This is a genomic window from Parashewanella sp. 2210YD4-3 (assembly GCF_056591735.1).
In genome coordinates this window covers 1-25,606 of sequence record NZ_JBWQOG010000020.1, presented here as the reverse complement: position 1 = coordinate 25,606, position 25,606 = coordinate 1, and the positions used below count along the sequence as shown (strand labels likewise).

The 25,606-nt window shown below is 38.2% G+C and carries 24 protein-coding genes and 3 pseudogenes; 19 read left to right on the top strand and 8 right to left on the bottom strand.

Annotation, left to right across the window (positions count from 1 at the left end; all coding sequences use genetic code 11):
* The 10 genes and pseudogenes from AC1EU0_RS19060 to AC1EU0_RS19015 all read left to right on the top strand — a co-directional run.
* The coding region (locus AC1EU0_RS19060) for a zincin-like metallopeptidase domain-containing protein (protein ID WP_480304355.1) at window positions 1-342 on the top strand (342 nt) is incomplete at its 5' end.
* 259 nt (window positions 343-601) lie between these two features.
* A complete protein-coding gene (locus AC1EU0_RS19055; RefSeq protein ID WP_480304354.1) occupies window positions 602-1,849 on the top strand; it encodes an HlyD family secretion protein in 1,248 nt (415 codons plus the stop codon).
* Window positions 1,849-4,020, top strand: a complete 2,172-nt coding sequence (locus AC1EU0_RS19050) for a peptidase domain-containing ABC transporter (RefSeq protein ID WP_480304353.1) — start codon at window positions 1,849-1,851, stop codon at window positions 4,018-4,020. The genes AC1EU0_RS19055 and AC1EU0_RS19050 overlap by 1 nt, the downstream gene beginning before the upstream one ends.
* A 135-nt stretch (window positions 4,021-4,155) precedes the next feature.
* Complete coding sequence (locus AC1EU0_RS19045; protein WP_480304352.1) at window positions 4,156-4,323, top strand: hypothetical protein; 168 nt, start codon at window positions 4,156-4,158, stop codon at window positions 4,321-4,323.
* Window positions 4,324-4,481: 158 nt separating this feature from the next.
* Window positions 4,482-4,664 carry a hypothetical protein gene (locus AC1EU0_RS19040; RefSeq protein WP_480304351.1) on the top strand — a complete coding sequence of 61 codons (183 nt, stop codon included), beginning with the start codon at window positions 4,482-4,484 and terminating at the stop codon, window positions 4,662-4,664.
* A gap of 163 nt (window positions 4,665-4,827) precedes the next feature.
* A complete protein-coding gene (locus tag AC1EU0_RS19035) occupies window positions 4,828-5,298 on the top strand; it encodes a CPBP family glutamic-type intramembrane protease (RefSeq protein ID WP_480304350.1) in 471 nt (156 codons plus the stop codon).
* Between the two features lie 872 nt (window positions 5,299-6,170).
* Window positions 6,171-6,680: pseudogene (locus tag AC1EU0_RS19030) on the top strand (ISAs1 family transposase); the annotation flags it as partial.
* Between the two features lie 223 nt (window positions 6,681-6,903).
* Window positions 6,904-8,446 (top strand): annotated as a pseudogene (gene istA / locus AC1EU0_RS19025) (IS21 family transposase).
* 9 nt (window positions 8,447-8,455) lie between these two features.
* On the top strand, window positions 8,456-9,205 hold the full coding sequence (istB, locus tag AC1EU0_RS19020; RefSeq protein ID WP_480304349.1) for an IS21-like element helper ATPase IstB: 750 nt from the start codon (window positions 8,456-8,458) through the stop codon (window positions 9,203-9,205).
* 51 nt (window positions 9,206-9,256) lie between these two features.
* The gene (locus AC1EU0_RS19015; RefSeq protein WP_480304356.1) at window positions 9,257-9,889 is read left to right on the top strand and encodes an ISAs1 family transposase; all 633 of its coding nucleotides are present in this window, start codon (window positions 9,257-9,259) and stop codon (window positions 9,887-9,889) included.
* Between the two features lie 122 nt (window positions 9,890-10,011).
* Here AC1EU0_RS19015 and tnpA read toward each other — a convergent pair.
* From tnpA to AC1EU0_RS19000, 3 genes and pseudogenes are all read right to left on the bottom strand, one after another.
* Window positions 10,012-10,463: pseudogene (tnpA, locus tag AC1EU0_RS19010) on the bottom strand (IS200/IS605 family transposase).
* Between the two features lie 155 nt (window positions 10,464-10,618).
* Window positions 10,619-11,263, bottom strand: a complete 645-nt coding sequence (locus AC1EU0_RS19005; RefSeq protein WP_480304348.1) for a relaxase/mobilization nuclease domain-containing protein — start codon at window positions 11,261-11,263, stop codon at window positions 10,619-10,621.
* Window positions 11,247-11,774 carry a hypothetical protein gene (locus AC1EU0_RS19000; protein ID WP_480304347.1) on the bottom strand — a complete coding sequence of 176 codons (528 nt, stop codon included), beginning with the start codon at window positions 11,772-11,774 and terminating at the stop codon, window positions 11,247-11,249. Before AC1EU0_RS19000 ends, AC1EU0_RS19005 begins: the two co-directional genes overlap by 17 nt.
* Window positions 11,775-12,228: 454 nt before the next feature.
* On the opposite strand from AC1EU0_RS19000, the gene AC1EU0_RS18995 reads away from it, so the two are divergent.
* Window positions 12,229-12,864 carry a LexA family protein gene (locus AC1EU0_RS18995; protein ID WP_480304346.1) on the top strand — a complete coding sequence of 212 codons (636 nt, stop codon included), beginning with the start codon at window positions 12,229-12,231 and terminating at the stop codon, window positions 12,862-12,864.
* Here AC1EU0_RS18995 and AC1EU0_RS18990 read toward each other — a convergent pair.
* Window positions 12,861-13,373 carry a hypothetical protein gene (locus AC1EU0_RS18990; RefSeq protein WP_480304345.1) on the bottom strand — a complete coding sequence of 171 codons (513 nt, stop codon included), beginning with the start codon at window positions 13,371-13,373 and terminating at the stop codon, window positions 12,861-12,863. The two genes, AC1EU0_RS18995 and AC1EU0_RS18990, sit on opposite strands and share 4 nt — an antisense overlap.
* A 310-nt stretch (window positions 13,374-13,683) precedes the next feature.
* On the opposite strand from AC1EU0_RS18990, the gene AC1EU0_RS18985 reads away from it, so the two are divergent.
* From AC1EU0_RS18985 to AC1EU0_RS18970, 4 genes are all read left to right on the top strand, one after another.
* Window positions 13,684-14,958 carry an MFS transporter gene (locus tag AC1EU0_RS18985; RefSeq protein ID WP_480304344.1) on the top strand — a complete coding sequence of 425 codons (1,275 nt, stop codon included), beginning with the start codon at window positions 13,684-13,686 and terminating at the stop codon, window positions 14,956-14,958.
* 137 nt (window positions 14,959-15,095) lie between these two features.
* On the top strand, window positions 15,096-15,305 hold the full coding sequence (locus tag AC1EU0_RS18980) for a DUF2375 family protein (RefSeq protein ID WP_480304343.1): 210 nt from the start codon (window positions 15,096-15,098) through the stop codon (window positions 15,303-15,305).
* A gap of 267 nt (window positions 15,306-15,572) precedes the next feature.
* A complete protein-coding gene (locus AC1EU0_RS18975; protein WP_480304342.1) occupies window positions 15,573-15,845 on the top strand; it encodes a hypothetical protein in 273 nt (90 codons plus the stop codon).
* Window positions 15,846-15,855: 10 nt separating this feature from the next.
* A complete protein-coding gene (locus AC1EU0_RS18970; protein WP_480304341.1) occupies window positions 15,856-16,647 on the top strand; it encodes a ubiquinol-cytochrome C chaperone family protein in 792 nt (263 codons plus the stop codon).
* A gap of 246 nt (window positions 16,648-16,893) precedes the next feature.
* Here AC1EU0_RS18970 and AC1EU0_RS18965 read toward each other — a convergent pair whose 3' ends face one another.
* Genes AC1EU0_RS18965 through AC1EU0_RS18950 form a run of 4 tightly spaced genes read right to left on the bottom strand, consistent with a single transcriptional unit; the run spans window position 16,894 to window position 20,633 of the window.
* Complete coding sequence (locus AC1EU0_RS18965) at window positions 16,894-17,694, bottom strand: alpha/beta fold hydrolase (protein ID WP_480304340.1); 801 nt, start codon at window positions 17,692-17,694, stop codon at window positions 16,894-16,896.
* A 5-nt stretch (window positions 17,695-17,699) separates the two neighbouring features.
* Complete coding sequence (locus AC1EU0_RS18960) at window positions 17,700-18,389, bottom strand: hypothetical protein (protein WP_480304339.1); 690 nt, start codon at window positions 18,387-18,389, stop codon at window positions 17,700-17,702.
* Window positions 18,390-18,397: 8 nt separating this feature from the next.
* Window positions 18,398-19,324 (bottom strand): LysR family transcriptional regulator, encoded by a 927-nt coding sequence (locus tag AC1EU0_RS18955; protein ID WP_480304338.1) that lies wholly within the window; start codon window positions 19,322-19,324, stop codon window positions 18,398-18,400.
* Between the two features lie 28 nt (window positions 19,325-19,352).
* Window positions 19,353-20,633 (bottom strand): MFS transporter, encoded by a 1,281-nt coding sequence (locus AC1EU0_RS18950; protein WP_480304337.1) that lies wholly within the window; start codon window positions 20,631-20,633, stop codon window positions 19,353-19,355.
* 501 nt (window positions 20,634-21,134) lie between these two features.
* On the opposite strand from AC1EU0_RS18950, the gene AC1EU0_RS18945 reads away from it, so the two are divergent.
* The 4 genes from AC1EU0_RS18945 to AC1EU0_RS18930 all read left to right on the top strand — a co-directional run.
* Window positions 21,135-21,398, top strand: a complete 264-nt coding sequence (locus AC1EU0_RS18945) for a hypothetical protein (RefSeq protein ID WP_480304336.1) — start codon at window positions 21,135-21,137, stop codon at window positions 21,396-21,398.
* Between the two features lie 10 nt (window positions 21,399-21,408).
* Window positions 21,409-24,048 (top strand): toprim domain-containing protein, encoded by a 2,640-nt coding sequence (locus AC1EU0_RS18940; protein ID WP_480304335.1) that lies wholly within the window; start codon window positions 21,409-21,411, stop codon window positions 24,046-24,048.
* A gap of 52 nt (window positions 24,049-24,100) precedes the next feature.
* The gene (locus tag AC1EU0_RS18935) at window positions 24,101-24,349 is read left to right on the top strand and encodes a pyocin activator PrtN family protein (RefSeq protein WP_480304334.1); all 249 of its coding nucleotides are present in this window, start codon (window positions 24,101-24,103) and stop codon (window positions 24,347-24,349) included.
* 809 nt (window positions 24,350-25,158) lie between these two features.
* Window positions 25,159-25,606 (top strand): hypothetical protein (locus tag AC1EU0_RS18930; RefSeq protein WP_480304333.1); only part of this gene is annotated, 448 nt, incomplete at its 3' end.

Here is a 25,606-nt window from a genome sequence, read left to right as displayed (position 1 = left end):
CATCGACTCAGCCGAGATATGACAGGCCGCTTTGGTGATGAGTCTTACGCCAAAGAAGAACTCAGAGCCGAAATCGGCTCACTCATGCTCGGCGATGAACTGCAAATCGGCCATGAATTCGGCCAGCATGCCGCTTACGTCGGCCACTGGATAAAGGTATTGCGAGATGATCCTAAAGAGATTTTACGAGCTTCAAGGGATGCAGAAAAAATTCAAAAATTTGTTTTAGATTTAGAAAATGAGTTTCAGCAAAGTGTTATCCAAAACTTAGGAATTCATTCCAGTGAAAAAAACCAAATAAAATCAAAATTTAAAAAACACGAGAAACAACCAGAATTGTAAGCTTTGAGGAGTGTTTAAATAACGATTTAGAGCAAGCCACTGTCAGAATGACATTCTGATTTATTGTATATAAATCTTACAAATCCTTTTTTCAAGATAGTTTGTTCGAAAAAAAAACAGTTGAAATATTTTTGTTAATTTTATTGTTGATTAATGTTTTGTTTTTAACTTATATTTCACGTCGTTGTTAAGACAAAGTTTCTTGAAGTATTTAATTTGTCAGATTGGATTGGCATGTAGTTTAAAATAAGGACGTTGTATGTCTTCATTATTTCGTCAGCAGGCTGTTGACGCTCAAAAACAAAAATTGCATGGCGATATTTCTCTCGCTCAACCTCTTTCTATATATTTTACAGTTGGCACAATTGTATTAATTATTATTGCTGCCATTTCTTTTTTATCTTTTTCTCAATATTCAAGAAAAGAAACGGTTCGAGGATATTTAGTTCCAAGCAAAGGACTTATTAAAGCTTATCCTATTTCGACAGGTAGTATTGAGAAGCTACATGTTGTCGAAGGTCAAAAAGTTAATAAAGGTGATGACCTTGCAACGATTGTTATTAATAGGAATATGACAAACGGTAATGATCTTAGTGACTCGTTAATTAAAGAATTAAATGCGCAGTTAATCGTTGTAAAAGGCGAACAGAATACAAATAAAATATTATTAGAAAAAGAACGTACTCGTTTAAATAAAAATATAAATAACCTAACTAATCGCTTAACTGTTATTTCTGAATCAAAAGTATTATTGGCAGAAAAATTAGAATTAAAAAACAAACAACACCTTCAACATAAAAAACTTCATAAACAAGGCTATTTGTCGACGATGGAGTTTCAAGCTCAACAAGAAAGTTTAATTAATACCAAGCAAGAGCTAACAAATTTAAAATCAAATGAACTTCAGGTCACTAGTGAACTAAATCGAATTAAAGCTGAACTTGGACAACTCGATAACCTTCACGCTTTAAAAGTGGCTGATGCACAGCGCCGCAAATCAGATATACAGCGCCAACTGGATGAAACTAAAACAAACCGCCGCTATGTAGTCAGAGCTTCAGAATCTGGAACGGTCACAGCAATTCAAGCCTTGAAAGGTGAGTTAGTTAGCAGTAATAAAGCACTACTAAGCCTATTACCAGAAGATTCAAAACTTATCGCAGAACTATTGCTACCGACTCGTTCAGCCGGATTTATTAAAAAGGGTGACGAAGTAAGAATGCGTTTTGATGCCTTTCCTTATCAGCGCTTTGGATTTGTGGAAGGTGTAGTGAACAGTATTGATAAAGCACTATTAGCAGGTGATGCTGTTGGTGTACCAATGCAATTGAATGAACCCGTTTATCGCGTCAGAAGCGAACTTACAGCACAAGATGTTGCTGCATATGGTGATAGTTTTCCTCTGAAAAGCGGTATGTTACTTGAAGCAGATATTGTTCTTGATAGTCGTTCATTATTTGAGTGGTTACTTGACCCAATTTATAGCCTTAATGGGAGAGTAAGCTAATGAAGATTCATGAAAGTAGTGCAATGACTGAACAAGAAACTTCGGCAATCGATCTGTTAGAGTTTTCAGGTAAACGCAGTGTACCGCTGATCTTACAGGCTGAAATTGCAGAATGCGGGCTAGCCTCTGTAGCAATGGTGGCTAATTACCATGGCCACAAATTAGATATGGCAGCACTGCGTAAAAGATTTACTGCAGACTTAAAAGGTATGAATCTACAGCAGATGATCGACCTTGGCGATAAACTGGGGTTAGCGAGTCGAGCACTGAAATGCCCGATTGAAGAAGTCGGAAAACTGGCTTTACCTTGTGTATTACATTGGGATATGAACCATTTTGTTGTACTAACAGGTGTAACTAAAAATGGTGTGTATATTAATGATCCGGGGGTAGGCAAGCGTAAACTGTCCATAGAAGAGTTTGCAGAGCACTTTACAGGCATTGCATTAGAGCTAACGCCAACCAAAGGCTTTAAAAAACAAGATGAACGCCAACAGATGCGTTGGAATCAACTTTGGACAAAAATGACGGGTTTTGGCAAAACCTTAGTCGCTTTGTTTGCCCTTTCGGTGTTATTACAAATTTTTGCTTTAGTCACGCCTTACTATATGCAGTGGGTTGTTGATGAGGTCTTAATTAGCCAAGATAAACCGCTTCTTATTGTATTAGCCATTGGCTTTGGCTTACTTGCTATCATCAATGTTGTAACAACGGGCGTGCGAAGCTGGTTGGTATTGCGAGTGTCTAGTTTGCTGAATATGCAAATGGGAGTGAATTTACTTAGGCATCTATTGCGTTTACCTATGGCTTATTTTGAAAAACGTCATATTGGTGATTTGGTCTCACGCTTTGGTTCTTTATCACAAATTCGTGAGCGCTTAACCACTGGATTAGTTGAAACCCTTGTAGATGGCGTAATGTCGATAGCTGTATTAGTGATGATGTTTATTTACAGCACTGAGTTAACGCTTGTTGTTCTTGCAGCTATTGCTTTATACAGTATTTTACGAATTGCTCTGTACAGACCGTTTCATCGAGCCTCAGAAGAGTCAATACAAGCAAGTGCTAAAGAGCAAACCAACTTTTTAGAGAATATTCGTGGTATCCAAACCATCAAACTATTTACTAGTGAGGCTCAGCGCCAAAGTCAGTGGCAGAACCGTTATGCGGAAGTGATTAATGCAGATATTCGTTTAGGTAAACTTCAGATTAGTTTTGATGGTGCGAATAAGCTTTTATTTGGAATTGAAAACATTATTGTCGTGTACCTTGCTGCCACACTTGTTATGACTGGAAGTTTAACTGTAGGTATGGTGCTGGCTTTTATCGCTTATAAAAACCAATTGACCGAACGAGTGGCAAGTTTAATTGAACAAATCGTGCTTTTTAAAATGATGCGCCTGCATTTAGATCGTGTTTCTGACATTGCATTGCAAGAAGAAGAAGCCAATAGAGACGGTGATGCCCAACTTGTGGAAGCAAAAGGTGAATTAACACTTGAAAATATCAGCTTTAGCTATGGTGAAGACGAACAGAATGTGATTGATGATGTATCAATCAAGATTCAAGCGGGTGAATCTATTGCTTTTGTGGGGGCTTCGGGCTGCGGTAAAACCACATTAATGAAAATCATGCTCGGTTTACTGACACCAACAAAAGGGCGCATATTACTTGATGGACAAGATATTACTAATATTGGCTTAACCCAATACCGTAAGCATATTACTGCTGTAATGCAGGATGACACCTTACTATCTGGTTCAGTTGCAGATAATATTACGTTCTTCGACCCAGAGCCAAACTATGTTCGTATGCAACACTGTGCACACTTGGCAGCGATTGATGTTGATATAGCACAAATGCCAATGGGATATAACGTACTAGTCGGTGATATGGGCAGCCAGTTTTCAGGTGGACAAGTACAACGCTTATTACTTGCAAGGGCACTCTATCAGCAACCCAAAGTAATATTTATGGATGAAGCAACTAGTCACTTAGATATTGAAAATGAAGCTCGTATCAGTGAGCAGGTTCGTGAACTGGATATGACACGTATTATTGTGGCGCATCGTCCTGAAACAATTAAGCAGGCACAGCGAGTGATAGTGATGCATCAAGGTAAAGTATTTACACCAGAAGAAATTGCTGAAATGCAACAAGCCGCGAATTAAAAATATTTAAGTTATCGATAATTAGCTTTTATCAATAATTTGAAGGATGGCATTAATTGCTTTAGTCGGGAGTTAATGCTGAAACAGTCTGAGTATGTTGATACTCAGGTAAATATGACGAAGTAAGGAAATAAAATGAAAGAGTTAAATGTGAATGAAATTCAAGAAGTAAATGGTGGCAGCTTTTTTAGAAATAACCTTGTTGGTTATCTAATTGGCGAAGTTGCAAATGATTGGAGATCCAACTCATCATCTTATGGTTCTAAGTGGAGCAATCGTTTACTGATGCATGCTAAGTACTAAATAAAATACTTTTTAAGTAATAGATATTGGGGAGTTATTCCTCAAGAACAACTTAGAAAGTCATAATTATCCAAAGTTAAGTAACATGAAGTTTTACAGTAAAAAGAATGACTTTTGATTGATTTTCTTATTTGTTTTTAATGGAGGAAGATAGAAAAATGAAAAAATCTAAAATTACTGAGTTAAACGCCGAAGATGTTAGAAAAGTTTCTGGAGGAGACTTTCTAGTTGATAATGTAGTTGGGTATTTAATTGGTGAAATTGTAAATGATTGGAGGTCGAATTCTTCATCTTATGGTTCCAGATGGAAAAACAGACATTTAATGCATGCAAAATATTAATCGTTAAAGAAAAAGCGTAGCTTTCTTGAATTTTTAAAGTTACATTTATTGCTAGCATTAAACTAGTATTAGTGCTAGCAATTAAAACATATGGATAATACTAAAGTTAATAAATAATTATATTTCCAAACAAAATATTCTTAACGTGTGTTGGGTTAAACTTATGATATTAGTTGATAGAGTTAGCAATAAAGACAGTATAAAAACAACCATATTAGGTATAGTAGAATGTTATCTAGTCTGGTCATTACTACTTTTAATTTTATCTAAATTTATCGGGAACAACTCGGAAGTAAACACACAAACCAGTGATGTCAGTGAGTTTGTATTAATAGCTACATTATTTGCTCCTTTGGTGGAAACTATAGTATTTCAGTTATTAATTCCGTATTTTTTATATGTAATCGGAGCAAAAAAGAATAGTGTTATATTAATTTCTTCTGTTTCATTTGCTTTTTCACATAATGTAGAGCATTGGCCTTTATATATCTTTTATATACTAACAGGTTTTTATCTTGCGAGTTATGGGTATAAATTTATGTTTGAAAAGAACAGCTTTCTCAAAGGGGTTGTTTTTATATTTATGCTTCACAGTATATGGAATTTGATGTTAATAACACCTTCGTTTATGTAAATATTAATGCAGTATAAAACCGTAAGAATGAAGATTTAATTTAAATTCCAAATTAGTTAAAATACCGGGAAGCATTCTACAAATAATTAATACTGCGTGCATTAAACCAATATTTTTATCAGAAATAATAATTAAAAAAGATGGCGCTGAACAATGGATCAAAAAATGTAAATTAAACTTTAAAAATAAAATGGCTAAAAACACGGGATTTTGTGGTTACAATTAGAATAATATATACTTTAAAGATAAGCATCGTATATTAAGACCAACACTTACCTTATCACAAAAACATTATTCAGCAATAATAACAAATATTTAGAAAATAATCATTTCTAAAATTAAAAAGATACACCTTAGCTTTTTTACACTTAAAGATCTAAGATGTTTGCTTTATTTTTATTCATACTTAATTAAGGCTGATGTGGGTTTATACCTATTTTTAAATTAGGGAATAAATATAATTTTAAATATCAAATATTTTTGAAAATCTATTTTTCGAAATGAATTTATAAAATGAAGACCTGACTGCATTAGTCGGGAGTCAGGTCTTCAGTTAGTAGTCTGAAATGCTCCACAGCTGGTACTGTTTTATGGCTTTCAGGCAAACATAACAACTTGCATTCTAAATTAGGGGGAAAAATATACAAGCACTTATGCAAAAGGGGCTTACTAAGGTATGCAGTGACAATATCACACTTATCCTAGATCTAGAGTTTGACTGGTCAAAGTTAATCGGTACTCTGGGGAAGAATCCTAAAGACCCAACAGATCCTGTTACCCCAAAATCAGGGCGGGATCATACTCTGAAATTTGAGTGAACTTTCTGAGATAATGATGATCAGCTCATCAAACTTCACTCACTATTGCTCTTTATGTCCTTATTTGACCATTTATCACTCATTGAAGATCCCCGTTCTCACGTGAACCAACGACATAACCTTGTTGATGTTCTGTTTCTTGTCTTTTCCGCCATCAGTAGTGGTCAGGATGACTGGGCTGAAATGCAGCAATTTGGTGAGTTAAAGCTTGATTGGCTTCGCCAGTTTCGAGCCTTTAAAAATGGCATACCCAGAAGACACACTATTACTAGAATTGTACAAGCCATCGAGCCTGAAATCCTTCAGTTAACACTCATTAGCTGGATAAATGAAAAACGTAAAACTTCGGGTAAGCCGCTTATCGCCATTGACGGCAAAGCATTAAAAATGGCATCAAAACTGGGTGAAAAATCTTTTCACTCTGTGGGGGCTTACGACATCAATTCAGGATTGGCACTGTATCAGGAGCTGGCTACTGGTAAAGGAAAAGAGATTGAAACTGTTAAGTCATTACTGACTATGCTGAACATTGACAATGCTCTAATTACATTGGATGCGCTTCATGTGCATATTCCAGTCGTGGTGGATCAGCAATTCCAGTCCAAGTGGATCACCTATTCCAGTCGTTAACAGATCGCTAATTCCAGTTTTATTTGGATCAAATACGCTAATTTTCCGGAATTGGTGATCCATATGCCGGAATCAGTGATCCAGTGATACTGGAAAACCTCTAACGTATTGTTTCTTAACTACTACTATTTTCCATTTAACCAATTGGAATATGGTAATGGCAGCAAAGAGAGTAACAATGCGAAACATCAAAGAAATTATTCGTCTTGGAATTGGGGCAAATCTTAGTCTCAGGCAAATTCATGTCAGCACTAAAGTCAGTATTGGAACAGTACAACGCACTCTTTCTAAAGCGAGAGAGCTAAAGTTAAGTTGGCCGTTATCGATAGATTTAAGCGACTCTCAGCTTGAAGCACTCATCTTTCCAAAGTCATCATCGACCTCAACAGCTAAAGTTCATACTCCTAATTGGTCTGAAATCTACTTTGAGCTAAAAAGAAAGGGAGTAACAAAGCAGCTCCTATGGTAAGAGTACAAAGAGCAATATCCGAATGATAGCTATGGCTACTCACAGTTTTGTGATCGCTATCGAGCTTAGCAGGCCAAACAAAAGCGCTCCATGCGCCAAGAGCACAAAGCCGGTGAGAAACTTTTTGTTGATTATGCTGGGCAGACTGTTCCCATCGTTTGTGGTTCAACAGGTGAGATTAGAACTGCACAAATCTTTGTGGCTGTACTTCGGTGCCTCAAACTACACCTACGTTGAAGCAACCTACACACAATCATTACAAGATTGGTTAGAAAGTCATGTTCGTGCTTTTGAGTTCTTAGGTGGAGTTCCTAGCATCGTGATACCTGATAATTTAAAGTCTGGCGTCACTAAGGCTTGTCGATATGATCCTGACTTAAATCCTGCTTACCAACAACTCGCTGCTCATTACGGAGTTGCCGTCATCCCAGCTAGACCGTATAAACCCAAAGACAAATCGAAAGCTGAGGTCGGCGTACAAATTATCGAACGCTGGATTTTAGCTAAGCTTCGTCATCAAACCTTCTTCTCTCTCGGGGAATTGAATTACTGCATCAAAGCACTTTTGAAAGAGGTAAACCTCAACCCCTTTAAGCAACTGGATGGCAACAGGCAGAGCTTATTTGAAAGTCTAGATAAACCAGCACTCTCAAAACTGCCAAAATATCCCTATCACTATGTCGCAATAAAACCAGCGAAAGTCGGCATCGATTATCACGTCCAATATGACCGCCACAACTACTCAGTTCCGCATCATTTAGTAGGTGAAAAGATTGAGCTGCACGTCAGTGACAAACACGTTGGTGTTAACTTTAAAGGAAAGGTGATTTGCCATCACATCCGTAAATACCACCCTGGCACAACAACTGAACCGCTGCACATGCCTAAACGCCATGAAAAACATCATAAATGGACACCGGGTCGCTTGCTTAACTGGGCAAGTACCATCGGCTCAGATGTTACTAAATGGGTGAAATATCAACTTGATAGCAGACCTCATAAAGAACAAGCCTATAAGTTATGTTTAGGTGTCTTAAGTCTTTCCAAAACTTATCCCGCCGAACGATTAAATAACGCTTGTCGTCTTGCTAACCAGCATAAGCTTTATCGTCACCGAGACATCAGCAACATCTTAAAAAGTAATCAAGATAAGTTTGTTGATAGCCAGCAACAAAGCTTTGACTTACCTCAACACCATGAAAATATCCGAGGCGCAAAAGCCTTCCACTAAGGAGTGATTATGATGATCGAACCTCTCATCAGGCAACTGAAGTTATCCGGCATGGCTCAAGCTTTACTGAGCCAGCAAGAGCAGCTGGGGCATTATGCTGAATTATCTTTCGAAGAACGGTTTCAATATATCATTGAGAGTGAATCGATAGATCGTGAACATCGTAAACAACAGCGATTACTTCGAAATGCAAAACTGAAATTAAATGCTCAAGCAGCAGACATCGACTACCAGCACCCAAGAGGTTTGCAACGCAGTCAGATGGCAGGACTACTTCAATGCGAATGGGTAAGCAAAGGGCAAAATACGTTGCTTACTGGGCCTTGTGGTAGCGGTAAAACTTATTTGACATGCGCTCTTGGTAACAGCGCATGTTTAAAAGGCTACAGCGTTCGCTACTTCAGGCTATCACGCTTACTGCTCACACTTGAGCAGGCAAAGGCTGACGGAGCTTATCAAAGACTTCTCAAGATGTTATCAAATACAAATTTATTCATCATCGATGACTGGGGCTTAGAGCCGCTAACGGCTGCTCATCGTTCTGACCTTATGGAAATCATGGATGACCGCCACGGAATGAACTCTACAATTATGATTAGCCAACTCCCAACAGAACAATGGCACAACGCTATCGGAGATAACACACTGGCTGACGCCATTTTAGATCGACTTATGCATAACGCTCATCGAATTAAATTAAAGGGGGAGTCTATGCGAAAAAAGGATGAAATCTTGACTGAAGTGGATCACTTGGAATAAAAAGGACGTTGTATTTTACGTTAAAGGCTAAAGTGATCCAGAAGAACTGGAATCAGTGATCCAACTCACCGGAATACGCATCATGCTCAAACAGAAACATTAGAAGCTATTATCAAGAAAAAAGCTGATTATTTGGTGCAAGTTAAAGGTAATCAAAAACTTCTATCTCAAGCTATTAAAGACCAATTTTCTGAAGCTTTTAATTCCGGCCTTGAACCCGATAGTTTTACGACAACTGATAAAGGTCATGGACGAGAAGAAACACGAATAACTTTTCAATTACCATTTTCTTCAAATGTTGAACTTCACAAAAAGTGGCCGTCAATTAAGGCTATTGTGGCAGTGGAGCGCCATAGAAAGGTGAAAGACAAAACAACTATAGATACCAAATACTATATCTCATCACATGGTATCGAACCTGAATTTATCTCAAATGCTGTACGTGGTCACTGGCAAATTGAAAATAGCCTCCACTGGTTATTGGACGTTGTTTTTAAAAAGGATAGTAGTCGTATCCATGACGCTGGTAGTGTTGAGTCGATACTCATAATGAGAAGACTAGCTCTTAATTTGGCTAAAATGGAGACATCTCAAAAACGAAGCATGAAGAGCGAGCTTCATCGTTCTTTGCTGAGTGATGAATATCGAGAGCTACTAATTTTTGGAGATGTTATCGGCAGTTAACAAAGTATGCTCCTGCCCTGACCCCAAAACCACCTGTTTATGAAATGTAAGCTCGAAGAAAAAATAATTACACAATGGAAGAATTAACTCAACAAGCATCGTCTAAAGACGATGGGTTAAAATTACGGACTGAAAGTCCGGATACGCATCAAAGACTCGTTGTTAGTACTCAGTCTAGAGTTGTCGTCGACTTTAGGTTCAAAGTGATGCTCAAGACTCTCTACAATCATTTCTCCTGTTAGATGCCTTGAAGTAACACAGAAGTCCCCCTTTGCCCGAAAGTGTCTATTAAGTCCGGGAAATTCTCAAAAAACTTACTGGATGAGCGTCCTTTGACTTTTCTCATTACTTTACTTGAATCCATTACAGATAGTGATGATATTCATAGGTGAATGTGAGCTTTACTAACACCCCCTTTGAGAATTTCTATTTCGAAAGATTTACAGGTTTCTCGTATCAGCTCTCTCACTCTCAACCCTACATTACCTCTCAGTACTGGATAGCGATACTTGGTTACAAAAACAAAATAATATTGAATTTTAAAAACCGTGTGACTGCCATACCTGTAATCAATTTGCACACTCTCTACTGCATCGGTATGAGAAAAATTTCATAGCTAAAGCTGACCGCCTAAAAGCAGTGGTTTTAACTATAAAGAAGACTAATAAAAAAACAGACCTAAAGTGGACAAAAAAAACTTTTTCAGATGTAAAAAACACTTTGTACTTTCTACTGTTCTCTATCAAAATTTTGAAATAGACATTGAAAGCCCCCCTTTTCCTTGCCTTTTTGATGTTTGGGAGGAGTTGATTTAACGGCAACTCCTAATTTTTCTAGCTCAGTTGCAAACTGCTCTCGCCAAACTTGCGGCAGCCCTTTCTTTACATGCAACCGCTTACCATCAAAACCTAAGTTTTTAACTGTCAGGTGAACATGAGGGCTGTCGGTATCGGTATGCAGGGCGAACACATATTGGTGATTATCAGCGAAGGTCTTTTTAGCAAACTCTCTAACGGCTTGCTTTACCGCTTTGGATTCTGTGCCATCAGGCATGGATAACACCAAGTGAGTGGATAGACGGGTGCGCTTTTTATTGCTTTCGGTGTCTTGATGCCAGTCTTGGGCGAGCTGTTGAATGCTTGCTTTGTCTTGGTACAAGCAGCCGCTTTCATCTTCGATTTCTAGCTTTCCGTTACGGCTTATATATTCCATGTGAGAAACGGTATGAGAAGCTGTGCGGCAATGACCACTGATCTTCACCATGACTTCTGGTGCTCTTTTACTGTATCGCTTTAAGTTTCGAATGCGGTTGGATTTGGTGCGAACATCACCAGAGAGAAGGCTTGAAATGTTATCGCTAGAGATTTGACTCATAGTTCAGCTCCCAGCGATGATGGCTTTGATTGATAAGCTGGTTTACCTTTGCTCGATGCTCGTTGATGTGACCTGTTAGCAGCTCAATCATTTCTTTGGTGATTTTATCGCTTTCTCTAAATTCAATATTCAACACTCTGGCGATTTGATTGAGGTTACGGCCTAAAGCGGCAAGCTGACGATTTGACTCTCTTAAAACGTGGGTTTCAGACTCTGTGAGAGTGGGGCTTCGTTGTAAGCTGGCAACAACTGACGCTTTCACCCAACTGGTTGGATTAAGATAACCTTCGCCCTTGGCTTGAACTCCTAACTTTTCGATTTCGTTGTCGGATAAACGAATGGTGATTTTGTTGGTTCTGGCTGGTTTGAATCCATCAGCATTGGCAACATCTGGAGCGGCATTTTTAATGAGCTGTCGCATCATGCCTGACTCACTTACACCTTGATCATGACAATACTGTTTCCAGTTTGACTTCTCATCATCACTCAAACGAATTTCAACTCTGGCCATAAAATTCCACCACCTGATTGAATACTTCTCCGTTAGAATCAATCTACTCCTACGCTGGAATTTTGTACAGTACAAAGATAAGGTTTTTAATGAGTTAACACACTTGAAAATCCCTACCCGTCAAATGCTGGCAGATGTTACGGCATTTGCTGGCAACAGCTACGGCAAACGCCATCACTTTGCGAATCCTGCACTAGTAGATTAGAGGATTTTTTCTCTTTTTACGGTATTCGTCTCTTTTTGGGTGGAGAACATAAACACCCCACCAGCAACTAGAATCTCTAGGTGAGATGAGCTTTCTTAAACCAAGATTAAGACTCTTAAATGTGTGAATTACTACGTTATGTGATAATTTATCTCGATTCGGGAAAACAAAAGTTTAATCTTTACTATTTTTTGAGTAGCTATCCAGTTTTCTACACTTTCGCTTGTTTAGATGATGTTAGGTTTAAGTATGAACACACTTGCAGAACGACTTGATTTTGTCATGAAAGAGGCTGGTATTAACCAGTCTGAACTTGCATCTCGTATTGGGATCAGACAACAAGCAATCAGCCGAATGCTCACTGGCATTACTAAAAACTCTCGTTACTTCTTGCCTATATGTAATGAACTAAGTGTTAGCCCTAAATGGTTGATGGAAGGCATTGGCAATATTTACTCAAGAGATCTTAAAACCAATGCCGTTATTCGTCGTGTTCCGTTACTAACACTCAAGCAAGTTATTAACTGGCCACAAAACAGAGCCGAAATCACAGATGATATCATTGATGCTTGGTGGGAAGTATCCAGCACAAATGTCGGTGAAGATGGCTATGCGATTAAAGTTCGTGGTGACGGAATGGAAGGTCAAGGGCATCGCTGTATTTCTGAGGGATGTATTCTCATTGTTGAAGCCACATCAGAATACGAATCGGGTGACTTGGTTATCGCTAAACTTCCAACGTCATCTTCTGCTTGCTTCAAACAAATTGTAGACGAAGCTGATGCCACCTATTTGAAGTCTTTTAATCCAAACTATCCGTTGATCAAGTTTGAAAATGGACAAGTGCTAGGTGTCGTTAAACAAGCTATTTACGAATATTATTAGTCAGCCAAACACATCTTATTTTTCAATATTTGCTGAGCGCGTCTAACGGTTTGTTTCTCTGAAAACAAAGGCTCAATGCTAATCTGTTTTAATTCTTGTTGCTTTAACCTTGCTGGGTTCAATACAAACCAATCTGTGAAGTAAATGCCGTCAGCTATTCGCCATTCTGAGCCGTGCCAATCTTCTATTTTTATATTGTGTAAGAGATCAGCGGCTCTGTAGGTTAAGGTTTCAAAAAATCTAACGCAAACAAGTTCATCTTCTTGCTGTTTTGAACGCTCATAACTTTTGATGGCTTGAGCCAAACAAATCCCAAACAATGGCTCATCGAATACTCTAATTGCATCAGAAAGGTAGTAGACAAAGAGCCTCAGTGCAATGTCGACTTCAGGGAACTCTAATAAAAATAGGGTCAGTGTTGGCGATAGGTTAGGATATGTTGTTCGCCAATTTTCTATCATTTCATCAACGCTGTTGATTGATGGCACTAGCTGGATCAATTGAGTCATAGACTACCTCGTTATTTCAATAACGAATCCATTCTGTTTCTGCTGTTAACCCTTTTTTTATCAATTGCACAATCAAAGTTAATCAAAGATTAATTTTTAGCTCATTGACTAAAAGCAGTCGTAGCTTTTAAGCTGGCTAAAATTTATCGAAAATGGCTAGAGTTCACTTATAACAGACTAATAAATTAGGTTAATTTCTTAATCAAAAGTAACTGTAAAGTGTGCCATTGAAAGCTATGTTAATTAAGTTTGTCATCAACATTAAGGCGATTGAAGGAATAAGACTCTTAACAAAAACAAGGTAATAGTCATGACAGCATTGAAATTAAACGCTGCTTATGAGTCTAAAGACATCACTTTCAATAAAGCCTTTTTTATGGTTTTTCTACCTTTTGCCCTCGCCTTTATCCTCAGTTGCCTTTTTCGCACAATGAATGCGGTTTTAGTGCCTACTCTGTTGCAATTAACTAAAGCCAGTCCATCTGAGCTTGGATTATTAAATGCCACCTACTTTCTGGCTTATGCCCTATTTCAAATTCCACTAGGCACATTGCTTGATAACTATGGCGCTAAGAAAGTTCAGTCTTGCCTATTCGTTATCGGTGGGCTTGGTTTGTTGTTATCTGGGGTCACAGATCGTATAGGTGTTATTGCTATCGGTCACGCTTTGCTAGGCATTGGAATGTCTGGTGGGTTAATGGCGGCATTTAAAATGATCGTGCAATGGTTTCCAAATGAAAAGATCCCAATGCTGAACGGGGTAATGATGACGTTTGGTGGTATTGGAATCCTATTATCCGCCACTCCCACTGATTTTCTGGTAACGCATTTTGGTTGGCAGGCTTTAAATATTGGTTTTAGTTTGTTGGCGTTCAGTGTTGCCTTTCTTATCTTTTTCATTGTTCCAGATACCAAAATCGCTACAGAAAAATCAAGCTTTGCTAGTCAACTCAAAGGCATTACCACAATTTTTAAATCTAAATACTTTTGGACGATAGCACTTATCACTGCCGGTGTTTTACCTAGCTTTATGGCGATTCATGGGCTTTGGATTGAGAACTGGTTACAGACAGTTTCAAATGCCAAACAAAGTACGATTGATGATTACTTATTACTAATGGGCTTAGCAATGCTCGTTAGCCTACTATCGACTGGCTATATCGCAAAAATAGCGAAGGAATGTAATAAACCACTTGAGCATGTGCTTGCTTGTCTAGTTGTGGTTTATATCATCATTGAAGTCACCATCATCACCTCTCATGGGCGTTATGAATGGATATTGTGGGTACTGTTAAGCTTGGTATCACAAATTTTTAATTTGTCTTATGCAGCACTGACTCAGCAATTTAAAAAGACACATTCAGGTCGAGCAAATACCGCATTGAATGTTGTGGTGTTTACTTCAGTTTTTCTGATCCAGTATCTGATTGGGCTTATTGTTACTTTATCAAGTCAGTACTTTTCTTTAGCAGACAGCTATAGAATAGGCTTTATGCTGCCAGTTGTAATTCAGGTCGTCTGCCTTGGTTTGTTTTGGTTTACACGCAAAAATAGTACTTGTGAGACTTCTATCAACGCTCTGTGAAAGCATAAATATTGTTTTTAATCCTCACTCTGCACCTGTTTCTGTACAAATAACAACCGACCAATCTTTAAACGATTGTTTAAATAATTCTTTAATTTATAGTGAACAATAATCGTTCTCATGGATAGAGATGAAAATTGAAAAAGAAAACTGTGACAGTTCTTTATTATTCAGAACCGACCAATATTGAGATAAAAGCTGAAACTCTCAAAAATCTTCCGTACGAAGATCAAAACAGCAGAGTTAGGCTGCCAGATAACTTCAAAGCCAACAAGCTCATCATTGCTGTTCTTGAAGGAGAGGTACAGCTCCTTAATTTTCTTGGTGAAAGGGCTGAACAGGGTTAATGTACAATGATAGTATTGTTGAACACTTCAAAATGATAACAAAGTTTTTCCCATTTCGAGTGGGCTCCAAGCTACACTTCCTGTGCAAATATGATTTTGAAGGTAACTCCTTCTTCCCCAAAATACATTAACGTAAAAGCCCTACCGTTTTATTGCTATATAAGAATTAACAGTTTTGTCATCAACACTATAAATTTATCAACAACTACTTTACAAGTGTGACTGTCACGTTTATTATTCCGTGACAGTCACATTTTGGGGTTTGTTATGGCAATGACAGCAGCAGAGAGACAAAGAAAAAGGCGTGCAAAACTTAAAAATTCAGATATGAATCAGATTTTTGTTCGAGGCGAAGGTGGCGAACTTGATGAAAGAATAAGGGTAGCATTTGCTGTACAAAGTCTTGCACAAAGTGGAGATTTACCTGCTGAAATTATAGAAAAAATCGTAAAACGTTCAGAGATCGTTTTCCCCAATAATGACCAGTTAACAAAAAAATACATCAGAAAAATAGTCAACGACTTTTTAGCTCAAAATTAAGGAAGAAAATATGAAAAATACTACAGTTTTTGACAAGAATTTAAACCCAGTTTTGGAAATTGCAGATAAGGACGATTTAGAGCCGCTTGTAGAGTATGTAATAGGAAAGTTGTCTGAAGATCTTTCTGGTAGTGATGTTTACAAAAGATACTCACCTGATCACACTAAATACGCAGACCTAGTAGCTCGTGAAATAAGAGATATGGGCGGTAATTCATTCGCCAATGTTTGGAGAGGAGAAGGACCTTCTTACCATGAAATTGTATGCGATGTTGCTAAAAAGTTAAATATTCCTTTTAACAAAAATAGATCAGTTGATGAAATTGAAGATAACATTTTAGAAACTATTCTTAAAAAAGCGCTAGACCATATGGAAGATAGCGAAAAAGAAAAACTAATTGAAGAAATGGCTGATAAAGGGAGCCTAGGTAAAGGAGGCATAAGTGCAGCCACATTTATAGCTATATTTAGAGCAGGCGGATTTAAATCTTACCAATTAACTCTCATTATTGCTAACCAAATTGCTAAGCTTGTATTAGGCCATGGCTTAAGACTCACAACAAATGCTGCTGTAGTGAGAACCACTTCTATTCTAGCAGGACCTGTAGGTTGGGCAATTACTGGTATTTGGACTGCTGTAGACTTAGCAGGCCCTGCCTATAAAGTTACAATACCTTGCGTAATTCATGTTGCAATGCTCAGAAAGAAACTTAATGCGTTAAATTGTGCTGATTGTGGCGCTGTTCTACCAGACACTACAGCTAAGTTCTGTACTGAGTGTGGTAATAAGCTTACGGCTTAACCAGACTTTATTTGAGCAACCAAGATACTATAGCTTCATAGATTATTGAATGAGGCTTAGTATCGAGTAGAAATAGCAGCAGATCAATGTAAGCTAGTATTTATTTCGAATTGGTTTGTGTCTATTGATGTGCCAGCAACGATCGCTGGCAAAATCATCTTTGTCGAGAAATGAGTTTGTAACTCATTAATACCTCATATGTTTAACCTGAAACCCTGTTAGATCTCCCCATTACTAATGAACATTCTATATATCTTTTTGATTAAGGGTTTTGGCTATCGCTTCGCTGATGAATAGCCAAAATTCATCAGATCGTTCCAACATTAGCCAATGCCCCGCTCCAAGTATTACAGCCCTCTCATATCTAACTTCCCTTAGATGAGTAAGTTCAAGCTTAGACATACTGTATTCACCATAAACATATAGCTTTTCACACTTCAAATCCCTATAGATAGAATCAATGGTATTTCCAGCTAACAACTCTGTAGAGGACTTTGCCCAAGCATGAATGATTTCAGGATCAGCTTGCTTAGCATTTTCAAGATAGCGCTTGATGTAGATATCTGATTCAGCGCTAGCCTTTAATCGAGAACACATATAGTCGACAAACTCAGTTGAACACTCAAACTCGCTGGCTTTGGTTAGGGAACGGGCGTTAATCTCATCTTCAACTAACATGCCTTCGACATTGAGAAAGAACAGCACATTATTTAATTTAGCTGTGAGAACTGTGGCAATGGTTGCTCCCAATGAATGACCGAGAATGATCAGCTGCCTGTCCTTTGAGTATGTTGAAATCAATTGTTCAAGCAAAATGACGACATTTTTTAAGTCTTTATATTTTGCTTCAAAGGGACTTTTACCAAACCCCGGAAGATCAGGAATGAATACATTAAAACGATCAGTGATTGCTGTTTCGAATACTCCCGATAAGCTATCACTGTATTCAGTGAATCCATGAATAAGCCAAATATCGGCATCTGCATTATCATTGTGTTGATAGACGATGTTGATACCTGTAGTTTCATCAAGCATTTCTAATGGCATTTAATTCACCTTAGTATTTTCTTGATTTGTAACATCTGATTAGCCCCTTTGGTAAAGTGATAATTAACCTCGACAATGTGATACTCAACTGGCAACAGATCAAGCGCGTTAAGAACAAACTGTAGCTGCTCTGGTGTTTTTCTATTATTGCCGATTAACGGAAAAACTCTCACCTCTTTAGCAACTCTGACTAACTCAAGCACTGAACTAATATGAAAGTCTGTGGATAATATTTCTGAGTAGAGAAACAAAAAGTTACCACATAAAGCAAGGTCAAAACTGTTATCTGCAAATGGCAGTGTCGGTAGCTGAGCATTGATGTATCTATCGCTCATTATATTTTTTGAGAAGTCATCTAAGAATGACTGTGAAGCAGCAAGCCGTTTTGCTTTTAACTCTTGAGGATGCTTAAAGTAACCCCAATTAAAGTCTTCCACTGAACTGAGTATCTTCGGATAAATTAACTCACAAGAGCTTCTGACTTTATCGTTGATTTTTTGGGGGCTTAGCCCGTATAAGGGATCACAAGAAGTCACATTCATGCCTAACGATGTAGCTGTAACATTAAAAGATGCAGCACCATCGGCACAACCTAAGATCTTTTTGTTGGTATCACTTTCATTCAGCGAGAATATTTGCTGATATTCGTTAAATGACCGACTCCAAATTAACACATGATCCAATAGAAAAGGCATAAGCTATCTCACCTTTGAGTGTTACTGAGTTGGATTGATGGCACCGATAAGTTTTCAAAAACAAAGTCGATAAAGCATCGAATACGCTTTGGTAAATTCTTATTGGTATAAGGGTGGATCAGGTAGATAGAATTTGTGATTGTTTTGTACTGATTGAGCACCGGCACTAGAAACCCTGCATTAATGGCATCGGCAACAATAAAGGTTGGAGAGTAAGTTAACGCCACGCCACTCAATGCAAGATGCTTTACAAAGAGGGCATTATTGGTAAATACATTGGTTTTCACTGGAATGTTATAGGCTTCATCACCATCAAAAAATGTCCAAATACGTTGCTCTGGCTGGATACCATGATGGCAGTCTAAACAATTGTGTTTTTCTAAATCATTGAAGACTTTCGGAATGCCATGTCGTTGCAAGTAAGAATGACTAGCACAAACGGTATAGTCATGAGTGAGAACCAGTCTTGATATCGCAGATGAGTCCTCTAAGCGACCACACCGAAAAGCGACATCATATTCACCAATAGGCGGTAATGCTCCCATTGCGCCATCAAGTGTGATTTCAATTTCAACATCACTGTATTCTTGTAAGAACTTTTCGAGTAAGTCAGAGAGGATAAGGTTACTGAAATTTTGTAATGCAGATATTTTGATTTTGCCTTTAGGGTTGTTGTGAACATCAATAACTTGATCACACGCTGAGCTAAGCTCTAGCTGGATATTGGCGCACTGCCGATACAGTATTTCTCCTGCTTCTGTTAATGCTAAGGTTCGGGTTGTTCGCTTTAGTAATTCAACCCCTAATGAAGCCTCTAACTGTGAGATACGTTTACTGACAGCCGCTGCTGTTTTGTCATTTTTCTCTGCCGCTGCGGTGAAGCTTTTGTACTTAACCACATCGACAAACAGCATCATATCGTTTACTGGAAGCATGGTGTCTCCGCGGCTAAAAAAAGATAATTCAATAAAGCTTGTTTGGCTTTATCGTTAATGTCCCTAACAGACCTAGCACTGCAAGTAGCATCAGGTAATAGGCTGGCATTAAAGGATTCTTGGTGACTTTTATCAGGAAAGTGACAATGAGTGGCGTAGTTCCACCAAACGCAGCAAAGGCAAGATTGTAGGCAAGCCCAACGCCTGTATATCTTACTTTAGGAGGAAAGAGTTCGGCTAACATTGCACCGTAACTTGATGCCACTAGAGAAAAAGACACGCCAAGAATAATAAGTGAAACCAATACCACTTTAATCGAACCACTAAGCAAGGCATTAAACATTGGATAGGATAAGAGAATTAATAAAACCGAGCCGATGTGGATCAGTTTTTTTCTTCCAATATTATCTGAAAGGTAGCCAAACAACAGCATAAATACTGAGAACACACCTAAGCTGATACTGTTTAATAGATGCACCTCATCTGCCGGAATTGGATGATGAGTCTTGAAACTGACTAAATAGGTGGGCATGTAAAGAAACAATAAAAACATGCTCACAGCATCCAAGCATAAGATTGACAAGCCTTGTAGAAGTTGTGGGAAGTGCTTTTTTACTAGAAATAAAGCAGGGATATAGCTTTCTTTTTGCTGATTTTTGATTGAGTCAAACAAAGGCGTTTCTGATACGTTCTTCCTCATATAGCCACCGACAACACCCAAAATCGCGCCAATTAAAAAGGCTATACGCCAGCCCCAACGGTAAAATTGTTCTTGGGTTAACGATGAATGCAGCAAGGCTGTGACACTTTGAGCAAACAAGACTGCCAAGCTGAGGGCAAAGAACACAATGACGATTGCTCGACCTCGTTTGTTTGCATCTACATGCTCAAACGTAAAGGTTATCGCTCCGGGAATTTCACCACCTACTGCCAATCCTTGAATTATTCGCAGTAAAACAAGGATGATAGGCGCTATAAATCCAATGTGTTGATAACTAGGTAGGATTGCTATCAATAAAGACGGAACAGTCATTAATAAAATGGAAACATAAAACGCTTTTTTCCGACCTCGTAAATCTCCGAAATGGCTAAATACCAAGCCACCTATTGGTCTTGCGAGATACCCAACTGTAAAGGCACTAAAAATCCCTAATAGTGAGTTGATATGTTGTGTGGCGGGAAAGAATTGTGGACTAATGGTATTGGCAAGAAAAACAAAGATCATAAAGTCGTAAAACTCTAATGCCCCACCCAGTGCAGCGATACCCACAACCTTTAACTCTGACGGTTTCAATCTAGATAGTTTCATTATGGCAACACTGCCAAGACAAAGCGGATTATGCCCCTGACAAACTGAGGGTAAAATCGCACACCTAACCTAAATAACGTAAAAAGATTAATAGCTTTAACACCTTACGAACCATTCACTAATGACAATAAGGCTAATTTCTCCAAGCTTAATAGAAGCTGTCTAAAACTCATTCTCTAAACGGTAAATCAAAGAGTTACCACTAACAGGTAAAAAAACTGCCTTTTTGATCAGAATTGAACTTTACAAATAACTAGACATTTTGTACTCATATAAAACACCTTTATACAACTTTACTTGTATTAAATTGTAAACGGTATTTAGTGAGTGTGTAGAGCTACCCATAAAGCAGAGTGATTTGGTTAACTTATCACCTGCCTTGTAGGCCATTTTAAATTAATAAAATAACACCTAATAGCCTGAGTCGTTCTGCCGTTTATCCACCTCAAAATTCATCAATTTAAAAATAAATTCACAAGTATTTACGATTGGAGATATGTTATGAGAGCGATTAATTCGACAAAGCTCAACAAGGTGATTGAGCCGATTAATGAAGGGCAGCAAACTACATCACAGTTCATTCCACAAATTTGGTATACCAAAGCTGACTTGTGCCGTCACTTTGGTATTAGCTATAACACACTGAAACATTGGGAGCGCCATAGAGACTTTCCCCTACTAGAGCTGCAAGACTTTTGTACCGGACGTTATGACATCCGCAAAGTAGAACGATTTATACATCGTCTTCGCATGAATCAAGCTTAGTGTGGAGAGAATGATGCAATCAATATTTCAAAGTGAAATACTGCGCAGATTAAGAGCAGATTTTGATTTCAAAAAATACAATGGCGATTTTTTACAATCTGGCACTTGCCCTAATTGCGGTGAAAGAGAACTTTATACCCACAAAAAAAATCCTTGGATATTGCGCTGTGGTCGGTTGAATAAGTGTGGCGCCGAAATACACATTAAAGAAATTTACCAAGATCTTTTTGAAAGCTGGAGTGAACGATTTAAAAATCATTCTGATCCGAATGCGGCAGCTGATGCTTATCTGCAACATGGTCGAGGCTTCAAGCTTTCTGTTGTTAAAGGCTGGTACCAACAAGGTTCATACTTTTGCAAAGAAAAGCAAATTAGAACTGCTACTGTGAAATTTTCGCTTGCTAACGGAGCAACTTGGGAACGCTTTATCGACAAGCCTGAACGATTTGGCAGTATGAAAGCACGTTTCACTGGCAGTTATAAAGGCTATTGGTGGCAGCCACCAGATTTTGATGTTAACCAGTTTACTGAAGCTAGAGAGCTTTGGCTTACTGAAGGAATATTTGATGCGATATCGCTAATTCAAATCGGTATTCCTGCTGTAAGTGTTATGAGCTGCAATAACTTTCCTGTCGAATCTTTAAAAGCTTTCAGAACGCAATTAAATGGTAGAACCCTACCCACTTTGGTCTTTGCATTTGATACTGGTCATGCTGGTGAAAGTTTTACTATCAAGTTTGTTGAGCGAGCCATCAAACTAGGTTGGACAGCAACAGCTACACAGCCACCGAAAACTAAACAACCTCTTGATTGGAACGATTTATTACAGAGAGAAAGGCTTACTCCCGAACATATTGAGCACTACCAATATTTAGGAAAGTTACTGATAGCACCTACCCCAAAAATGAAAGGCTTATTGATTCATAAGCAAACGGGAAGATATGAGTTTCCTTTCGAGCACAAGCTTTGTATGTATTGGTTTAAGTTTCACCCTGATAAATACGAAAAAAACTCCATGCAAGACAAAGATAATGATCGTGAACTTCAAGAAGCGTCAAGCACTCAATTGCTCTGTAAATGCTACCCTCAAGCATTGTACTTTCAAGAAGACCCTAGCAATGATGAAAGCTGGTATTACTTTAAAATCGACTTTCCTTATGGATTAAGTGTTAAGAAAAAATTTACTGGCTCTCAAATTAGTTCAGTCAGTGAATTCAAGAAACGATTAGTCAGCACAGCGTCTGGAGCAATATTTCGAGGAAACAATTTTCAGTTAGACACTTGGCTTGAAGAACATTTATATAATATTAAACGAGTAAAAGTCATTGATTATGTTGGCTACAGCTATGAACATAAATGTTATGTATTCAATAATGTGGCCGTTAAAGGTGGCAGGCTTTTTCTAATTAATGACGAAGACCACTTTGACTTGAAACAGCTTTATATCAAAAGTCTCAACCCTGTTGCCATTTGTCCTAATCCAGATATCACCGCGTTTAAGCCTGAGTTTTTTGATGATCTTTGGCAAGCTTTCTCAACGAAAGGCGTTATTATACTGGCATTTTGGTTGGGCAGTTATTTTGCTGAACAATGCCGAGACATCTTCGGTGCCTACCCTTTTTTGGAATTGGTTGGTGAACCCGGTACGGGTAAATCCACTCTACTCGAATTTATGTGGAAACTTTCGGGGCGAAGTAAGCATGAAGGGTTCGATCCAGAAAAATCTAGCAAAGTCGGAACAAGTCGTAAATTGGCTCAGGTGGCAAACTTACCTATTGCCATGATAGAAGCAGATAGAGGAGATACACCAACGGTAAACAATAACAGCTCATACTGGGATCAATTTAAAACAGCCTATAATGGTCGTGCCGTTCGCTCTACGGGTAATAAAAATAATCAAAATGATACAAACGATCCTTCATTTAAAGCCTCTATCGTGATCAGTCAAAACAAACCTGTTGTTGCTTCCCCTGCCATTCTGGAAAGGATTGTTCATATTTTCACCGACCGCAGCAATCACAATCAAAATACACGAGAAGCGTTTAATCGACTCAATCGCTGGCCTATCGAGGTGTTATCAGGGTTCCTTATTAAAGCAACGACACAAGAGAGTGAAGTACTGAAGTTACTTAAAACTCAACAGGAAACCTATGAAAACAAATTAAGAGAAGATCCTAAAATTCAAAACAACCGCATCAGCCTTAACCACTCCATTATATGTGTATTTGTTGAAGCATTGTCATTAGTTGTCAATATCAGCAAACAGCAAATAGAAGAAACACAGAACCAACTTATTCAAATGGCCAGATCACGCGAACAAGTTTGTGGCTCTGATCACCCAGTAGTGCAAGATTTTTGGGAAATTTATGAATTTCTTGAAGGCTCAGATGGAAAGATCGTTAATCACTCTAGAGATCCACAGTTCATTGCTATCAGCTTTAACCAATTTGCTGAAGAAGCCACAATTCGCAAACAAAAACTACCTTTATTAACCGAGTTAAAGCCCTTATTGAAGGAATGTAAAACTCATAAATTTGTCTGCCAGAAACCCGTAAATAGTGCTGTCCATGCTCGTTTAAATAAGCTTCACCCAAACCTTAATAAACCTGCGACAGTTAAATGCTGGCTGTTCCAAACAGACAGAAGCTGAGGATAACTCTTATGCTAATGAATTATTCGTTGTTCACCAGAAGGAGCTTTCCATGAATCAAGCGTTTCTATTAATGGCTCAATTTGGCAAGGCAGTGGTTAGACTTGATGACATTTGCAATGAATACCTTGGCATGAGTAAAGCAACAGCAATAATGAGAGCCAAAGCGGGAACCCTACAAATTCCAACTTATCGAGCCACTGAAAGCAACAAATCACCTTGGCTAGTCAATGTATCAGATCTCGCAGACTGTTTTGAAAAACGCAGAAATGAAGCCAGCAACGACTTAATATCTAAATGATTCTGGCTATAGCAGACAATTTGAAGGATTCGTTACCCAATAAGTAACATGAGATTACCAGAAAATGGTAATCGGTTTTATTCAATTATCTTAATTAGTTACGCCTTGATTTCATCAAGATCACCTTTGTTACCCCAGTGCCATCGTACATTATTGGTTCCCAATCATTAATGATTAGAACTAAGACAATATAGTTCTAAACTTCTGGGAATTTAAGCTTGCAAGTTCCCTCTTTTTAAGGAGCTTATGCCCCGAAGTTTGTTGGCCTTGGAATGAAGGTTTAGCATTTTTGGTATTAGCTTGGAAATAGCTTTAGTCGTGCTAGGATATATCTTATTTGTTACGTATGTTTGAAGGTCAGACCTTCAATGGGGCTTAATTGCTCGCAGCAAGCTAATGTGCAGGTACTTCTGCTCCACACCGCAAGTACTTCCCTGTAGGCGCAACGATGGTATCTGATGTGAAGGGATTCACTAATACTGTGATGACATGGATGTCAAGGAACGGCCATGCCATCAACGTCCGCAGATGCACCTGCACCGGGTTATTCGTCTCTTCAATTTAGCTTCATTTGATACAGCATGATACAAACTATTATTTTTACAGAAAAAATTTCTATTAAGTATGATGAAGCGTATTGAATTAATGTTCCAAAATAGATTAGAGTACCACCAATCAAGGACAGAGCTAGGCCAATTCGACTCAAGCAGCGACCACGCCATTAAGGGAATGAAAAGCCAACCACCTCCCTCAAAAGTTAACTCTGACTCCATTTATTTAGTTAAACAAATACATTTGTTGAGGCTTTGATGTCAGGTGATTTTTTTGAACAGGTAGCTGCTGATAAAAGCCAGTTGGGTTTCGACTACCAAGATCTTGTGTGCCTTGAATATCTCATTGATATGAAACAAGGAGAAAGTGTTGGTCTTGAAGTTTTAGATGATGTTCATCATGAGAGAATTCATGGCGAAAAAGCCTTAATTCAAGTTAAGCACTCTGTTGATGATACTGAAGCTGTAACAAATAGGGACTTAGACCTTTGGAAAACTCTTTACAACTGGGGCAATGCTCTTGAATGTATTTCAGATGATGATATTCAACTTATCTTTTTCACAAATAAGAAGAAAACAATCAGAAAAGGTCTCGTTGAGCAGTTAGATCAAACTACCATCAAATTAACTGATATCGAAGAAACAATCTCTTCAATCAAGGCTGATATAGATAAAAAAGAATCTGTTAAGGAGGAAGGTTCAGCAG

What these genes read in the sequence shown, in the direction of transcription:
- AC1EU0_RS19055 (WP_480304354.1), top strand. Translation starts at nt 602, where the DNA reads ATGTCTTCATTATTTCGTCAGCAGGCTGTTGACGCTCAAAAACAAAAA.
- AC1EU0_RS19050 (WP_480304353.1), top strand. Translation starts at nt 1,849, where the DNA reads ATGAAGATTCATGAAAGTAGTGCAATGACTGAACAAGAAACTTCGGCA.
- AC1EU0_RS19045 (WP_480304352.1), top strand. Translation starts at nt 4,156, where the DNA reads ATGAAAGAGTTAAATGTGAATGAAATTCAAGAAGTAAATGGTGGCAGC.
- AC1EU0_RS19040 (WP_480304351.1), top strand. Translation starts at nt 4,482, where the DNA reads ATGAAAAAATCTAAAATTACTGAGTTAAACGCCGAAGATGTTAGAAAA.
- AC1EU0_RS19035 (WP_480304350.1), top strand. Translation starts at nt 4,828, where the DNA reads ATGATATTAGTTGATAGAGTTAGCAATAAAGACAGTATAAAAACAACC.
- istB (WP_480304349.1), top strand. Translation starts at nt 8,456, where the DNA reads ATGATGATCGAACCTCTCATCAGGCAACTGAAGTTATCCGGCATGGCT.
- AC1EU0_RS19005 (WP_480304348.1), bottom strand. Translation starts at nt 11,263, where the DNA reads ATGAGTCAAATCTCTAGCGATAACATTTCAAGCCTTCTCTCTGGTGAT.
- AC1EU0_RS19000 (WP_480304347.1), bottom strand. Translation starts at nt 11,774, where the DNA reads ATGGCCAGAGTTGAAATTCGTTTGAGTGATGATGAGAAGTCAAACTGG.
- AC1EU0_RS18995 (WP_480304346.1), top strand. Translation starts at nt 12,229, where the DNA reads ATGAACACACTTGCAGAACGACTTGATTTTGTCATGAAAGAGGCTGGT.
- AC1EU0_RS18990 (WP_480304345.1), bottom strand. Translation starts at nt 13,373, where the DNA reads ATGACTCAATTGATCCAGCTAGTGCCATCAATCAACAGCGTTGATGAA.
- AC1EU0_RS18985 (WP_480304344.1), top strand. Translation starts at nt 13,684, where the DNA reads ATGACAGCATTGAAATTAAACGCTGCTTATGAGTCTAAAGACATCACT.
- AC1EU0_RS18975 (WP_480304342.1), top strand. Translation starts at nt 15,573, where the DNA reads ATGGCAATGACAGCAGCAGAGAGACAAAGAAAAAGGCGTGCAAAACTT.
- AC1EU0_RS18970 (WP_480304341.1), top strand. Translation starts at nt 15,856, where the DNA reads ATGAAAAATACTACAGTTTTTGACAAGAATTTAAACCCAGTTTTGGAA.
- AC1EU0_RS18965 (WP_480304340.1), bottom strand. Translation starts at nt 17,694, where the DNA reads ATGCCATTAGAAATGCTTGATGAAACTACAGGTATCAACATCGTCTAT.
- AC1EU0_RS18960 (WP_480304339.1), bottom strand. Translation starts at nt 18,389, where the DNA reads ATGCCTTTTCTATTGGATCATGTGTTAATTTGGAGTCGGTCATTTAAC.
- AC1EU0_RS18955 (WP_480304338.1), bottom strand. Translation starts at nt 19,324, where the DNA reads ATGCTTCCAGTAAACGATATGATGCTGTTTGTCGATGTGGTTAAGTAC.
- AC1EU0_RS18950 (WP_480304337.1), bottom strand. Translation starts at nt 20,633, where the DNA reads ATGAAACTATCTAGATTGAAACCGTCAGAGTTAAAGGTTGTGGGTATC.
- AC1EU0_RS18945 (WP_480304336.1), top strand. Translation starts at nt 21,135, where the DNA reads ATGAGAGCGATTAATTCGACAAAGCTCAACAAGGTGATTGAGCCGATT.
- AC1EU0_RS18940 (WP_480304335.1), top strand. Translation starts at nt 21,409, where the DNA reads ATGATGCAATCAATATTTCAAAGTGAAATACTGCGCAGATTAAGAGCA.
- AC1EU0_RS18935 (WP_480304334.1), top strand. Translation starts at nt 24,101, where the DNA reads ATGAATCAAGCGTTTCTATTAATGGCTCAATTTGGCAAGGCAGTGGTT.